Source organism: Planctomonas sp. JC2975 (assembly GCF_012985205.1).
In the GTDB taxonomy this organism is placed as follows: domain Bacteria; phylum Actinomycetota; class Actinomycetes; order Actinomycetales; family Microbacteriaceae; genus Humibacter.
On sequence record NZ_JABEKS010000001.1, the window covers coordinates 355,378 to 368,693 of the forward strand.

Consider the following 13,316-nt stretch of genomic DNA (forward strand, 5'->3'; position numbering starts at 1 on the left):
GCAGGGAATTCGCCGGATGGACCTCAGTCGTCGACGTGTCCGGTGATCACGTCGACGAGCTTGGAGACGGCGATTCCGTATCCGGCGACGCCTTCGCCGATCACGTGCACGGCGGCGATGTCGCGCACGTACGAGAAGCGCCTGAACTCCTCACGGGCGTTCACATCGGAGATGTGCACCTCCGCGACGGGCAGGGCGACGCTGGACAGGGCATCCCGCAGCACGACAGAGGTGTGGGTGAGGCCGCCCGGGTTGATGACGATGCCCGCGCACTCCGTTCGCGCCTCGTGGATGGCGTCGATGAGCACGCCCTCGTGGTTGCTCTGCACCGCGCGCACCTCGAATCCGTGTTCCGCCGCGGTCAGTTCGACGAGGGCGACCACGTCGGCAAGGGTCTCCGTGCCGTAGATCTCGGGTTGGCGAACGCCGAGAAGGTTGAGGTTCGGTCCGTTGACGAGCAGAAGGCGGCGTGGGGTGTCGGTCACGTCGGCACCCTAGCAGCGCGGTACGCCGCCGTTGGATTCAGCGATTCAGGCCGCGAGGGATCGCGACATCACGATCTCCGAGCCGATCGGACCCTCGATCGTCTCCCCTGTCGCGGTGAACCCGGCACGGCGATAGGCACCCTGGGCTCGGTGGTTGTCGGCGTGCACGTCGAGAGTCAGCGCACGGGCGCCGACCTCTGCCGCCCAAGCGGCGGCTGCATCGAACAGTCGATCGATCGTGCCGTCCCCTCTGTGCGTAGGGGCGACGTACACGCCGACGACATCGGCTCGCGCCGTCTCCACGCGGCGATCGAGGTGGTCCATGGTGCCGGCAGGTCGCACGAGCACCGTCACGGTTCCCACCCACGCCTCGTCCTGGGCAGGCTCGCCGATGGCCACGAACTGGGCGGCCGCATCACCGCTGGCCGCGTTGTCCGTGCGGGTCATCCAGAAGTCGTCCGACTTGGTCGCCGCCTGCTCGTAGGAGTCCAAGAACGCGATCGCGGCATCCGGATCCTGCAGCGCCTCGAGACGAAGGCCGCGCACCTGGCGCCACTCCCCGTGCTCGACGCGCCGCACGATCACGACCCGATCTCCTGGTATGCGGCGAACATCAGGCTCGGATCCGGAGCCTGCATCACGGTCGGCCGGGCGAGGTCGTCGAGCACGATGAAACGCAGCGTGCCGCCGCGCGCCTTCTTGTCGCGCTGCATGGTGGCCAGCAGCGTCTGCCAGCGCCCGACCGGGTAGCTGACGGGTAAGGTCATGGACTCGAGGATGCTGCGGTGCCGGTCGGCGACGGCATCGGACAGCCGGCCGCTCAGTCGTGCCAGTTCCGCGGCGTACACCATGCCGATGGAGATCGCCGCTCCGTGCCGCCACTGGTAGCGCTCCGCGTGCTCGATGGCGTGTCCGAGCGTGTGCCCGTAGTTGAGGATCTCGCGCAGCCCAGCCTCGCGGAAGTCCTCGCTGACCACCTTCGCCTTCATGTCGATGGCGAGCTCGAGGTTGCGGCGGAAGACAGGGCTGTGCGGATCGATAGCGGTTTCGAGGTCCGCCTCCACGTTGTCGAGGATCTCCGGAGCCCAGATGAAGCCCGCCTTGACGATCTCGGCGTAGCCGGCGAGCACGTCGTTGGGCGGCAGTGCATCGAGCGTGTCGAGGTCGCACAGCACCCCGGCCGGGGCGTAGAACGCACCGACGAGGTTCTTGCCCTCTGCCGTGTTGATGCCGGTCTTGCCGCCGATGGCCGCATCGACCATGCCGAGCACGGTCGTCGGGATCTGCACGAGCCGCACGCCGCGAAGCCAGGTCGCGGCGACGAAGCCGGCGAGATCCGTTGCCGCTCCCCCGCCGAAGCCGATCACCGCGTCGCTGCGCGTGAAGTCCGCCTGGCCCATGATCTGCCAGCAGAATGCGGCGACCTCGACACGCTTGGCGGCCTCGGCGTCCGGCACCTCAGCCAGCAGCACCTCGAAGGAACCGGCGAGCGATTCCCGCAGTTCGGATGCCGCGGCCGCGAGCGTCGGCTGATGCACGATCAGCACCTTCCGCACCCCTGAGCCGAGAAGTTCTGCAGCCTCGAAGCGGATTCCCCGGCCCACCCGGATCGGGTACTCGTTCGTCCCCGTCACCTGCAGCTCCGTGGTCGTCTCGCTCATGCTTCCGCCTGCTCCTGTTCCTCGCACCACTGCGCGATCTCCTCGACGATCGTCGTCATCGGGCGATGCGACGTGTCGGCGGTGTAGTCGGCCAGCGACTCGTACAGCGGCAGGCGCTTGCCGACCAGCTCCCGCCACGACTCGATGCCCTGCACCAGTGGACGCTTGCCGTCGGTGATGCGGGCCGCGGCCGCCTCGGGTGTCACCGTGAGCAGCACGACGTGCGTGGTGCGCAGGTCCTCCTGCGTGCGCGGATCCAGCACCGCTCCCCCGCCGAACGAGACGACACCGCCGAGTGCGAGGGCCTCGCTGACCACAGTGCGTTCGATCGCGCGGAACTCCTGCTCACCGCGCTCGGCGAAGATGCCGGAGATGGGTCCGTGCTTGGCCACGATGACGGCATCCGTGTCGATGAACGGGACGCCCAGCCGCCTGGCCAGCCGCTTGCCGACCCGTGTCTTGCCAGCGGCCGGCGGACCGATGAGAACGATCGTCACGCGCGCACGGTTTCGGTGTTCAGGGCTGCAGGGATCGCATCCAGGTAGCCCTGCAGGTTGCGCTTCGTCTCGGCGAGCGAGTCGCCGCCGAACTTCTCCAGCACGGCATCCGCGAGCACGAGAGCGACCATGGCCTCTGCGACGACGCCGGCCGCAGGAACGGCGCAGACGTCGGAGCGCTGGTGGTGCGCCGGCGCCGCGTCGCCCGTCGCGATGTCGATCGTGCGCAGTGCGTGCGGGATCGTCGCGATGGGCTTCATGCCGGCACGTACCCGCAGGAGGGATCCTGTCGTCATGCCGCCCTCGGTTCCGCCCGCCTTGTCGCTCGTGCGCGAGATGGTCGTGCCGTCGGTCACGAGTTCGTCGTGCGCGGCGGATCCGCGGCGCCTCGTCGTCTCGAACCCGTCGCCGACCTCCACGCCCTTGATGGCCTGGATGCTCATCAGAGCCTGCGCGAGCCTGCCGTCGATCTTGCGATCCCATTGCACGTGCGATCCGAGGCCGGCCGGCACGCCGTACACCAGTACTTCGACGACACCACCGAGCGTGTCGCCGTCCTTGTGCGCGGCGTCCACCTCGGCCACCATGAGCTCGGACGTCGCCGGATCGAAGCAGCGCAAGGGATCCGTGTCGAGCGCGTCCACGTCGGACGGCTTCGGCAACGCCGATCCCTCGGGAACGCGCACGGGTCCGATGGACAGCGTGTGGCTGACCGTCGTGACGCCGAGCTCGGCGAGGAACGCCTTCGCGATGGCGCCGAGCGCAACGCGTGCCGCCGTCTCGCGCGCACTGGCGCGCTCAAGCACGGGCCGCGCCTCGTCGAAGCCGTACTTCTGCATGCCGACGAGGTCTGCATGGCCAGGACGCGGGCGGGTCAATGCGGCGCCACGACCCGTCGCGAGGACGGAGGGGTCCACCGGCTCCGGGTTCATCACGTCGACCCACTTCGGCCACTCCGTGTTGCCGATGCGCAGGGCGATCGGACTCCCCATGCTGAGGCCGTGGCGCACGCCGCCGGAGAACGCCAGCTCGTCCTGCTCGAACTTCATGCGGGCCCCACGCCCGTAGCCGAGCTTGCGGCGCGCGAGATCGGCGCGCACGGCATCCATCGAGACGGGCACGCCTGCGGGCAGGCCCTCCAGGAGCGCGACGAGTTCGGGGCCGTGCGATTCCCCAGCGGTGAGCCAACGAAGCATGGTGTCAATTCTGGCACGCGGGCGCGCGGCGCCCGGCCATGCGCTGAGGCGTCAGACGGGGCGGCCGGATGCGTCCAGCCCCACCGCGGCGAGCATGGCTCCCAGCACGGCCGGCTCGTCCGGTAGCTCGCGTTCCGGATCTCCCGTGACGAAGATGCGCACCTGCAGCAGCGCCTGATGCACCAGCATGGCGAGGCCGGAGAGCACGTTGTGCGACGCGGTGCGCCCCATCGCGCCTCCCCTGGCGTCCCAGACCTTGACGACCTCGGTCGGCCATGGGTCGTAGGCCACGTCGAGCAGCAGGATGCCGTCCGCCGCGGCTCTCGCCGTACCCTTGCCCCTCACAATGCGGTTCGCCCCGCCGTCTGCGCCCGCCGACCCGGGCAGAGTGCTGATCACGAGGTCGGGACGCTCGGAGACCTCATCCTGGAACGAGCGGATCTCCACCCGCAGCCCCACCGCGTGGCCGAGCCCGATCAGTTGCTCGGCGCGAGCAGGCTCGCGGACCTGCACCGTCACGACATCCGCTCCGAGCTCCGCGGCCGCCACGACGGCCGACGCCGCTGTGGCTCCGCCGCCCCAGACGAGCACGGATCTGGCGTTGGAGGTGCCGGCAGCGGTGAGGGCGCGCACGATGCCGATCACGTCGGTGTTGAAGCCCCGGAGTTCACGACGACCGGACGCATCCGTGTCGAACAGGATCGTGTTCGCGGCGCCCGTCAGCCGGGCGATCTCGTCCATCGACGACACCAGCGGCAGCACGGACTGCTTGAGCGGCATGGTCAGGGACAGCCCGCGCCAGTCATCCGGTCGGCTCTGCACGTAGTCGCCGAGCGTCGCCGGGGTGACCTCGGCGCGGTCGTAACTCCACGGCAGGCCGAGCTCTCGGTAGGCCGCCGCATGCAGCGCCGGCGACTGAGAGTGCGCGATCGGCGAGCCCAGCACGGCGAGCCCGCGCGGACCGTCACTGGCAGTAAGCATCGTTCGCCGCGCTCGCGTTGCACCAGTCCTGCAGCTGCTGCACGGCCTTGTTGTGCTCGTCCTCCGTGTTGGAGAACACCGTGGTGCCGTCCTTCAGGTCGACCGTCACGAAGTACAGCCATCCGCCCGGTGTCGGGTTCATCGCCGCCTTGAGCGCGTCGTCGCCCGGGTTAGAGATCGGGCCCACGGGCAGTCCCTCGTGTGCGTACGTGTTGTACAGGTTGCCCGCGTCCGCGCGCTGCGCATCGGTCGTGAAGACCGTCTTCACGCCAGCCCCGTACGCCACCGTCGCGTCTGACTGCAACGCCATGCCCTGGTCGAGGCGGTTCTGGAACACGCGGGCCACCTTGCCCATGTCCTCCGTGCTGCCCGCCTCCTTCTGCACCACCGACGCCAGGACCACGGTGTTCCACACCTTGTCCTTCGGAACGCCGTCCGCGTCGAAGGCCTTGAACGCCCGATCGACGAGCGTCTTGATGACGGTCTTCGCGTCCACGCCGGGATCGAAGGTGTAGGTGGCCGGGAAGAGGAAGCCGTCCAGGTTCTTCGCCTGCGACGGCACGCCGAAGTCCGCCGGGTTCGCGGCCGCCGCCTGCAGATCCTGCAGCGGGACACCCGTCGTCTTGGCGAGGGCCGGCAGGATGTCCGCCTCCGTGTCCCCCTCAGGAATGGTGAGCGTGCGTGCCAGCTTGTTCTTCGGATCCTGCAGCGCGGCCAGCGCGGACTTGGCGCTCATGTGCTTCTTCAGCTGGTACACGCCGGGCTGGAACACCGGATCCGGCTTGGTATGCAGGAGCAGCGTGTAGAACGCATCGGAGGTCATGACCACTCCGGCCTTCTGCAGCGTCGTCGCGATGTCGCTGCCGTTGTCGCCGTCCTTGATCGTGATCGTCACGGGTGAGGTGCCCGATCCGGTGTAGTCGTTCGGCTCGTTCAGTGCGAGCAATTTGCGCACTTCGGGCTGGAACGAGTTCCACACGTAGACGCCGCCGGCTCCGATCAGACCGAGCACGACGACCAGCACGATCGTGGTGATGAGCCAACGACGCTTCTTCTTCGGCTTGTCAGGCTTGCCGTCGGTCGGATAATCCAGGCTCGACCAGGTGTTGGGCCGCGTCGGGCGCTGGTCGCCGTTCCCATCTGCGTTCTCGGATGCGTCGCCGAGGTTCCCCCAGAACGCGTTCTCGAGCTCGCTCTCACCCGAGGAGTCATTGCCGTCGTCGGCGTAGCCGTCCGCGATCCTACGACCGCCCTGAGCGGTCTGCAGTTCCGTCGGTGTGGAGATGACGGGGATGGATGCCGTGTGCACGGACTCGAACGAGATGGGCGATGTGACCGGGTGTGCTCCGTCCCACTCCGACGTTTCGCCCTCACCCTGGCGTCCGCCGTCCGAGCCGGCCCCTGCGATCGGGATCGGACCGCTCAGCGGATACGACACCGGGATCTGGCCGCTCGGCGGATCGACGATCTCGCCGCGCTCCCTGGCGAGGCGTGCCTCGCGCTCGCGGGCCTCTCTCCGGGTCATCGGCGGTCGCTCGGCGTCGAGCGACGGGTCCGGCTGGGGTGCGCCGGGCGGGTTCGGATGGGTCACGTCAGGAGTCCAATGTTCACGGGTCGACTCTGTTCACTGGGCGGGAATCGACCTAGGTCGCGAGCGTTCCCGGGGGGTTCCCGCTCGCACGCTCGGCGTCGAGCGCGTGTTGCAAAATTACCGTGGCCGCCGCCTGATCGACCACGGAACGCGAATTCCTCGTGGTTCGGCCAGACGCGCGGAGCGCGGACTGCGCGGTCACGGTGGAAAGGCGCTCGTCCACGAGCCTCACCGGGATGCCGATCGCCTCGGCGAGGCGTTCGGCGAATCCGACGGCGTCGTCCGTCGAGAGCGTGTGGACTCCCGAGAGGGACAACGGAAGACCGACGATAGCTTCGACGGCTCCGAATTCCGTCACAAGCGCCTGTATGCGGGCGATGTCGCTGCCGTCATCGGCGCGTGCGACGGTCTCGACCGGGAGGGCGAGCATCCCGTCGGGATCACTCCGGCTCACACCGATCCGCGCCTTCCCCACGTCGACGCCGACGCGAACTCCGGGCCGCACGGCGCTATCCGATCGCGGTCCGAACGGATGCCAGCGCCGCGTCGATCGCCGAGGCGTCCGATCCGCCGCCCTGGGCGAGGTCGTCCTTGCCGCCTCCGCCGCCACCGAGAACGGATGCCGCACCCTTCGCCAGCTGACCGGCCTTGGTCCCGGCATCCCTGGCCGCTTTGTTCGTGGCAGCGATGACCACGGGGCGGTCGGAGACGACGGCGGCGAGAGCCACGACGGCGGGATCGGAGCCGAGACGCTCGCGCAACGTGGTGACGAGCATCCGCAGATCGTCTGCCGAGCCGAGCGAGCCGACGTTCTGCGCGACGAGTCGGGTGGACCCGATGCGCTCCGCCTTCTCGAGAAGGGCCGGGATGCGATCGAGCACCGCACGAGCCTCGAACGCCGCGATCTTCTTCTCCGCCGCTTTCAGGCTGGAAACGAGATCGTTGATGCGCTCGGGAAGCTGCTCGCGGGGTGTCTTCAACGCACCGCTCAGCTGCGACACGATCGTGCGCTCGACCGCGAGGTCGCGGAACGCCTCGATGCCGACGAGCGACTCGACGCGTCGGTTGGTCGAGCCGACGGAGGATTCGCTGACCAGGTTGATCATGCCGATCTCGGAGCTGGAGGTCACGTGCGTGCCTGCGCAGAGCTCGCGCGACCACGGACCGCCGATGTCGACGACACGCACGACCTCGCCGTACTTCTCGCCGAACAACGCCATCGCGCCGAGCGACTTCGCCTCGTCGAGGGGCATCTCACGCGTGACGACCTCGAGGTCGTCACGGATCGCGTTGTTCGAGATCTCCTCGATCTCGCTGCGCGTCTCCGGCGACAGGCCCTGGTTCCAGGAGAAGTCCAGACGCAGGTAGCCGGCCTTGTTGTACGAGCCGGACTGGTGGGCGTTGGGGCCGAGCACCTGCCGCAGCGCCGCGTGGATGATGTGCGTTCCGGAGTGCGCCTGGCGCGCACCGCGCCGGTAGTCGCCGTCCACCACGCTCGTCGCCGTGTCGTCGACGCCGACCTCGCCTTTCGTGACCTGCACGGTGTGGCTGATCAGCCCCTTCACGGGCTTCTGCACGTCGAGCACCTCGAGCTCGTAGCCCGGGCCGACGATGACACCCTGGTCGGCATCCTGACCGCCGGACTCGGCGTAGAGCGCCGTCTCCGCGAGGATGATCTCGGCGATCTGCCCCTCGGATGCCCGTGGCACGGCGACGCCGTCCACGATGATCCCCAGCACGCGCGACTCGGTCTGCAGCTCGGTGTATCCGGTGAACACCGTCTCGCCCTTGCCGCGCAGGTCGCTGTAAACGGACAGGTCCGCCAGCGCACGCTTCTTCGCCCTGGCGTCCGCCTTGGCCCGTGCCTTCTGCTGCGACATCAGCGAGTCGAATGCTCCTCGGTCGACCGTCAGTCCGGCCTCCTCGGCCATCTCGAGCGTGAGGTCGATCGGGAATCCGTAGGTGTCGTGCAGAAGGAACGCCGTCTCGCCCGCGAGCTCCGTGCGGCCGGACGACTTCGTGTTGGTGACAGCTGTGTCGAGGATGGTCGTGCCGCTGGCCAGCGTGCGAAGGAACGTGTCCTCCTCAGAGAAGGCGAGGTGCGAGATCCGGTCGTAGTCGGTTGCGACCTCCGGATAGGTCGCCTTCATCGCGTCGCGGGACTCGGCGAACAGCGCCGGGAACGTCGCGGTCTCCACACCGAGCAGGCGCATGGCGCGCACCGTGCGGCGCAGCAGGCGGCGCAGGATGTAGCCGCGACCCTCGTTCGACGGCGTCACGCCGTCGGACATCAGCATGAGGGCGCTGCGCACGTGGTCTGCGATGACGCGCATGCGCACATCGTCCTCGTGGTTCGCGCCGTACGGCTTGCCGCTGATCTCCGCTGCCTTGTCGAGGACCGGCCGCACCTCGTCGATCTCGTAGAAGTTCTCGACGCCCTGCTTGATGAACGCCACACGCTCCAGGCCCATGCCGGTGTCGACGTTCTTCTTCGGCAGTTCGCCGATGATCTCGAAGTCCGTCTTGCCCGTGCCCTCGCCGCGGAGGTACTGCATGAACACGAGGTTCCAGATCTCCACGTAGCGATCGTCGTCGGTCGCCGGACCTCCATCGATGCCGTACGCGGGACCGCGGTCGAAGAAGATCTCCGAGCACGGTCCAGCAGGCCCGGGGACGCCGGTTGACCAGTAGTTGGTGTCTTTGCCGAGGCCCTGGATGCGCTCATCAGGAAGGCCGGCGACCTCGCGCCAGTAGCGGCGCGCCTCGTCATCGTCCTCGTAGACCGTGACCCAGAGGTCCTTCGGGTCGAAACCGAGCCCGCCCTGGTCTTCCGGCGAGGTCAGGAGGTCCCACGCGAACCGGATCGCGTCCTTCTTGAAGTAGTCGCCGAACGACCAGTTGCCGAGCATCTGGAAGAAGGTGCCGTGGCGAGGGGTCTTGCCGACCTCTTCGATGTCGAGCGTACGGATGCACTTCTGCGAGTCGGCCACCCGTGGGTACGGCGGCGGGACGAGCCCCGTCAGGTACGGCACGAACGGCACCATTCCGGCGATGGTGAAGAGGAGCGTCGGATCGTCGCTGACGAGCGACGCGGACGGCACGATCGTGTGGCCGCGCTCAGCGAAGAAGTCGAGGAATCGGCGGCGGATCTCGGCGGTCTGCATGGTTCCGTTCGTTACGTGGTGGGGTGGTGAAGGGGAGTTCCCGGTCGCGTTCCGGCCGCCTGCGTGCGGCCGGAACCCTGCTCAGGAGAGGCCGGCGATGGTGTCTTCCGCGTCGTCGATGGCCGAGCGCAACTCGGCCTCGCGCTTGCGATATCCCTCGTTCACCGCGGCGCCGAAATCGTGCGCCTTGCGGTCGAGCTCGTCGAAGAACTGCTTGCCCTGCTCGGTCTTGTTCACCTGGTGCGCGATCGCGAAGCCGGCTGCGATGCCGACGACGAACCAGAGGAAGCTCTTCATGGCGGATCTCCTAGGGTCGTTGACCTGTGGTCGGTGGCTGAACGTGGTGCTGGGATGGTGCTGGGTACGTGAGGCTGTGCCCGACCCCGAACTCGACGCGGAGTCCACGGGTCGACGTGGTGCTGGACCGGTCGGATCGGGTTGGAGGTGATCGTTCAGGCGTGCGGCGGAGCGGACACCGGGGATGCCGCACGAGCCGCACGCGCACAACCCGACCCAGTTTAGTGCCGCGGCCGAAGGCACGTGCCGGGACGCGGGGAGGCGGCGGCTCACTCGGTTGCGTCTGGTCTGTCGCCGGCTCCGGCACGACCGGAAGCGCCTGACCTACCCGGTCGTCCGAAGCGGAAAGCGGCGCGAACGGCGGCGCTGAAACCCGCCAGCTTGATCAGCGGCCCGCCTACGGTCGCCGCGAACAGGGCCACCAGGGCAGAGACGTTGCCGGTGATGTCCTGCACATTTCGTGTGATCGCGTCCACCCGCGCGAGCTGCTTGTTGGTCTCGCGCAGCGTCACCGTGGTCTCGTCCAGGATCGGCGTGATCCCGTCGCTGACCTCCTTGATGGAGTCGGTCGTCTGGTCGAAGACCTTGCCCAGTTTGACCAGCGGGACCGCCAGAAGGGCGACGAGCACGGCGAAGACGCCTGCGGCGATCAGACCGGCGATGTCTCCACCAGACAAGGGCGCACCATCCATTCCGCTCGGGGAATACGTCGAAGGGCGAGCCGTCACAAGACGACTCGCCCTCCAGCGTATCGGTTGGTCCAGCCGTGAAGGCGATGGCCTGAGGCAGAGTCCGAGCGAATCCTGGGCGTGCCCGGGAATCGGACGCTCCGCGGCTGTATTCCTGGCGCCGCGTAAGCTCTGCTCTTCGGCCGCTTCGCGGCTGAGTTGTTACATCGCGCTATCGCAGCTTCGCTGCTCGAACGCTCATTCGCCTCGGTCGAACGGGCAAGCCCGCTCGACTCTCGGCTCGATCGCGTCTAGCGCGCGGCGTAATACTCGACGACCAGCTGCACGTCACAGGTCACGGGGACCTCGGCGCGCTTCGGGCGACGCACGAGGCGCGCCTGCAGCTTGTCCAGCTCGACCTCGAGGTACGCAGGGGTCTTGGCGAGGACGTCGGCGTGACCACCGGCGGCCGCGACCTGGAACGGCTCGGAACCCTCGGAGCGGGCCTTGACGTGGACGAGCTGACCCGGCTTCACGCGGAACGACGGGCGGTCGACGATCTTGCCGTCGACGAGGATGTGGCGGTGCACGACGAACTGGCGGGCCTGCGCGGTGGTACGGGCGAAGCCGGCGCGCAGCACGAGCGCGTCGAGACGCATCTCGAGCAGCTCGACGAGGTTCTCACCGGTCAGACCCTGGGTGCGACGGGCCTCGTTGAACGCGATGCGGAGCTGCTTCTCGCGGATGCCGTACTGGGCGCGCAGACGCTGCTTCTCACGCAGACGCACTGCGTAGTCGCTGTCGGCCTTGCGCTTGGTGCGGCCGTGCTCACCGGGAGCGTAGGGGCGCTTCTCGAGGATGCGCGCGGCCTTCGGGGTCAGGGCGACGCCCAGCGACCGGGAGAGGCGGGTCTTGCTGCGGGAACGTGAAGACACGTTTGTCCTTTCGTAGGTTCTTCTCACTTGTGCTACCCCCTGCCGCATCCGATCGATGAACGATCGGTTCGGTGGGCAGCCATTGGCTGATCCGGCGACGCACGTCGGATGACGCGCACGGAACAGTGCTCGTGCACAGCTCCGCCGTGGTCGCTTTCGCAATGGGAGGGATGGCCGGGGTTGCTCGGCTAAAGAGCACTGCCCTCGAAGATCGAGTCTTGCGAAGAACAGCCCTGACGATCGGATGCCCGCAGCCGCACGGAATCCAGATCTCGGCCCGTCAATGGTACCAGAGTGCGGCTCGTCTTCCGCCCGCTCCCCCGGCGACCGTGAGACACCTATTTGCCGCGCGTGATGCGCCGCAGCTTCGCCAGGCGCGCAGCGATCTCCCGCTCGTTTCCGTGCTCCGTCGGCGAGTAGTACAGGGAGTCCTTCAGCACGTCGGGCAGGTAGTCCTGCCGCACGACCCCGAGATCGTCGTCGTGCGGGTACTTGTACCCCTTGCCGTGTCCAAGTCGCTTGGCACCCGGATAGTGCGCGTCGCGGAGGTGCTTAGGGACGCGTCCGATCTTCCCGGAGCGCACATCGGCGATCGCCGCGTCGAGCGCCATGTACGCGGCGTTCGACTTCGGCGCCGTGGCCAGGTGCACGACGGCCTGCGCGAGCGGGATGCGCCCCTCCGGCATCCCGATGTACTGCACGGCGTCCGCAGCGGCGACGGCGACGCCGAGTGCCGTGGGATCCGCCATGCCGATGTCTTCGGAGGCGAGCACGATGATGCGTCGGGCGATGAACCGGGGATCTTCGCCCGCCTCGATCATCCGGGCCAGATAATGCAGCGCCGCGTCGACATCCGACCCGCGAACGGACTTGATGAACGCGCTGATCACGTCGTAGTGCTCGTCGCCGTTGCGGTCGTATCTCAGCAGCGCGCGATCGACGGCGGATGCCACCAGTTCGGCCGTGACGGTCGGCTTGACATCCGCTTCGTCCGTGCCGCGCTCGGCGTCTTCGCTCGTCGCGGCGTTGTCCTGCGCGGAGTTCGCGGCGGCCTCCAGCGCAGTGAGGGCCCTGCGTGCATCGCCCGACGCGAGGCGGATCAGGGCCGCGCGGGCGTCGGAGTCGACGACGACGGCATCCTTCAGCCCGCGCTCGTCTTTCACGGCGCGATCGATGAGCACGCCGAGGTCGTCGTCGGAGAGCTGCTCGAGTGTGAGCAGAAGGGACCGGGACAGCAGCGGCGAGATGACGGAGAACGACGGATTCTCCGTCGTGGCGGCCACGAGGATGACCCATCCGTTCTCGACCCCTGGAAGCAGGGCATCCTGCTGCGCCTTCGTGAAGCGGTGGATCTCGTCGAGGAAGAGCACTGTGGACACGCCGTACAGGTCGCGGTTGGTCTGCGCCTCGTCCATGACAGTGCGCACGTCGCGCACGCCGGCCGTCACGGCGGAGAGCTCGACGAATCGCCGTCCCGAGGAGTGTGCGATCACCTGTGCAAGCGTGGTCTTCCCGGTGCCGGGCGGACCCCAGAGGATGACGGACACCGAGCCGCGCTCCCCCGTCTTGTCGCCGGCGAGACTGACCAGCGGGGATCCGGGCGTGAGCAAATGGCGTTGTCCGGCGATCTCGTCGAGCCGACGTGGACGCATCCGCACCGCCAGCGGGGTCGCGCCCGCGCGCAGCCCCTGCTGTGTGCTCACCATGACGTCCAGGATAGGAGGTGGCGCCGACAAGCGGCCGCGGCCGGCTGCGGCGAGAAGGATGCCTGCACCGGTTCATTTGGAGCACATGGGCTCGGTGCGTAAAGTTCAGCCTGGGATCGGCCCGGCCTCGGTCCT

13 protein-coding genes are annotated in these 13,316 nt (G+C 68.2%); all 13 read right to left on the bottom strand.

Features of this window, described 5'->3' with window-relative positions; genetic code table 11:
* Positions 1 to 23: 23 nt before the first annotated feature.
* A complete protein-coding gene (locus tag HII28_RS01655; RefSeq protein WP_170023822.1) occupies positions 24 to 485 on the bottom strand; it encodes a type II 3-dehydroquinate dehydratase in 462 nt (153 codons plus the stop codon).
* Positions 486 to 530: 45 nt separating this feature from the next.
* Positions 531 to 1,070, bottom strand: a complete 540-nt coding sequence (locus tag HII28_RS01660; RefSeq protein WP_346769143.1) for a GNAT family N-acetyltransferase — start codon at positions 1,068 to 1,070, stop codon at positions 531 to 533.
* Entirely contained in the window at positions 1,067 to 2,146 is a 1,080-nt protein-coding gene (gene aroB / locus HII28_RS01665) for a 3-dehydroquinate synthase (protein ID WP_170023823.1), read from the bottom strand. Before aroB ends, HII28_RS01660 begins: the two co-directional genes overlap by 4 nt.
* Complete coding sequence (locus tag HII28_RS01670) at positions 2,143 to 2,643, bottom strand: shikimate kinase (protein ID WP_170023824.1); 501 nt, start codon at positions 2,641 to 2,643, stop codon at positions 2,143 to 2,145. The genes aroB and HII28_RS01670 overlap by 4 nt, the downstream gene beginning before the upstream one ends.
* Positions 2,640 to 3,839, bottom strand: a complete 1,200-nt coding sequence (gene aroC, locus HII28_RS01675; protein ID WP_170023825.1) for a chorismate synthase — start codon at positions 3,837 to 3,839, stop codon at positions 2,640 to 2,642. The genes HII28_RS01670 and aroC overlap by 4 nt, the downstream gene beginning before the upstream one ends.
* A gap of 51 nt (positions 3,840 to 3,890) precedes the next feature.
* On the bottom strand, positions 3,891 to 4,820 hold the full coding sequence (locus HII28_RS01680) for a shikimate dehydrogenase (protein ID WP_170023826.1): 930 nt from the start codon (positions 4,818 to 4,820) through the stop codon (positions 3,891 to 3,893).
* Positions 4,804 to 6,345 carry an endolytic transglycosylase MltG gene (gene mltG, locus HII28_RS01685; protein ID WP_170023827.1) on the bottom strand — a complete coding sequence of 514 codons (1,542 nt, stop codon included), beginning with the start codon at positions 6,343 to 6,345 and terminating at the stop codon, positions 4,804 to 4,806. Before mltG ends, HII28_RS01680 begins: the two co-directional genes overlap by 17 nt.
* 118 nt (positions 6,346 to 6,463) lie before the next feature.
* The gene (ruvX, locus tag HII28_RS01690; RefSeq protein ID WP_170023828.1) at positions 6,464 to 6,916 is read right to left on the bottom strand and encodes a Holliday junction resolvase RuvX; all 453 of its coding nucleotides are present in this window, start codon (positions 6,914 to 6,916) and stop codon (positions 6,464 to 6,466) included.
* A gap of 4 nt (positions 6,917 to 6,920) precedes the next feature.
* Complete coding sequence (gene alaS, locus HII28_RS01695) at positions 6,921 to 9,575, bottom strand: alanine--tRNA ligase (RefSeq protein ID WP_170023829.1); 2,655 nt, start codon at positions 9,573 to 9,575, stop codon at positions 6,921 to 6,923.
* An 81-nt stretch (positions 9,576 to 9,656) separates the two neighbouring features.
* The gene (locus HII28_RS01700; RefSeq protein WP_170023830.1) at positions 9,657 to 9,872 is read right to left on the bottom strand and encodes a hypothetical protein; all 216 of its coding nucleotides are present in this window, start codon (positions 9,870 to 9,872) and stop codon (positions 9,657 to 9,659) included.
* Between the two features lie 269 nt (positions 9,873 to 10,141).
* The gene (locus HII28_RS01705; RefSeq protein ID WP_170023831.1) at positions 10,142 to 10,549 is read right to left on the bottom strand and encodes a DUF948 domain-containing protein; all 408 of its coding nucleotides are present in this window, start codon (positions 10,547 to 10,549) and stop codon (positions 10,142 to 10,144) included.
* Positions 10,550 to 10,851: 302 nt separating this feature from the next.
* Positions 10,852 to 11,523 (bottom strand): 30S ribosomal protein S4, encoded by a 672-nt coding sequence (gene rpsD / locus HII28_RS01710; RefSeq protein WP_170023832.1) that lies wholly within the window; start codon positions 11,521 to 11,523, stop codon positions 10,852 to 10,854.
* 290 nt (positions 11,524 to 11,813) lie between these two features.
* Positions 11,814 to 13,181: a replication-associated recombination protein A gene (locus HII28_RS01715; RefSeq protein WP_170023833.1), complete on the bottom strand. Its 1,368-nt coding sequence runs from the start codon at positions 13,179 to 13,181 to the stop codon at positions 11,814 to 11,816.
* Between the last annotated feature and the right edge of the window lie 135 nt (positions 13,182 to 13,316).

Excerpts from the sequence above, each read along its gene's own strand:
- aroB (WP_170023823.1), bottom strand. The coding sequence starts at position 2,146 with ATGAGCGAGACGACCACGGAGCTGCAGGTGACGGGGACGAACGAGTAC.
- aroC (WP_170023825.1), bottom strand. The coding sequence starts at position 3,839 with ATGCTTCGTTGGCTCACCGCTGGGGAATCGCACGGCCCCGAACTCGTC.
- HII28_RS01680 (WP_170023826.1), bottom strand. The coding sequence starts at position 4,820 with ATGCTTACTGCCAGTGACGGTCCGCGCGGGCTCGCCGTGCTGGGCTCG.
- mltG (WP_170023827.1), bottom strand. The coding sequence starts at position 6,345 with ATGACCCGGAGAGAGGCCCGCGAGCGCGAGGCACGCCTCGCCAGGGAG.
- alaS (WP_170023829.1), bottom strand. The coding sequence starts at position 9,575 with ATGCAGACCGCCGAGATCCGCCGCCGATTCCTCGACTTCTTCGCTGAG.
- HII28_RS01700 (WP_170023830.1), bottom strand. The coding sequence starts at position 9,872 with ATGAAGAGCTTCCTCTGGTTCGTCGTCGGCATCGCAGCCGGCTTCGCG.
- rpsD (WP_170023832.1), bottom strand. The coding sequence starts at position 11,523 with ATGCGGCAGGGGGTAGCACAAGTGAGAAGAACCTACGAAAGGACAAAC.
- HII28_RS01715 (WP_170023833.1), bottom strand. The coding sequence starts at position 13,181 with ATGGTGAGCACACAGCAGGGGCTGCGCGCGGGCGCGACCCCGCTGGCG.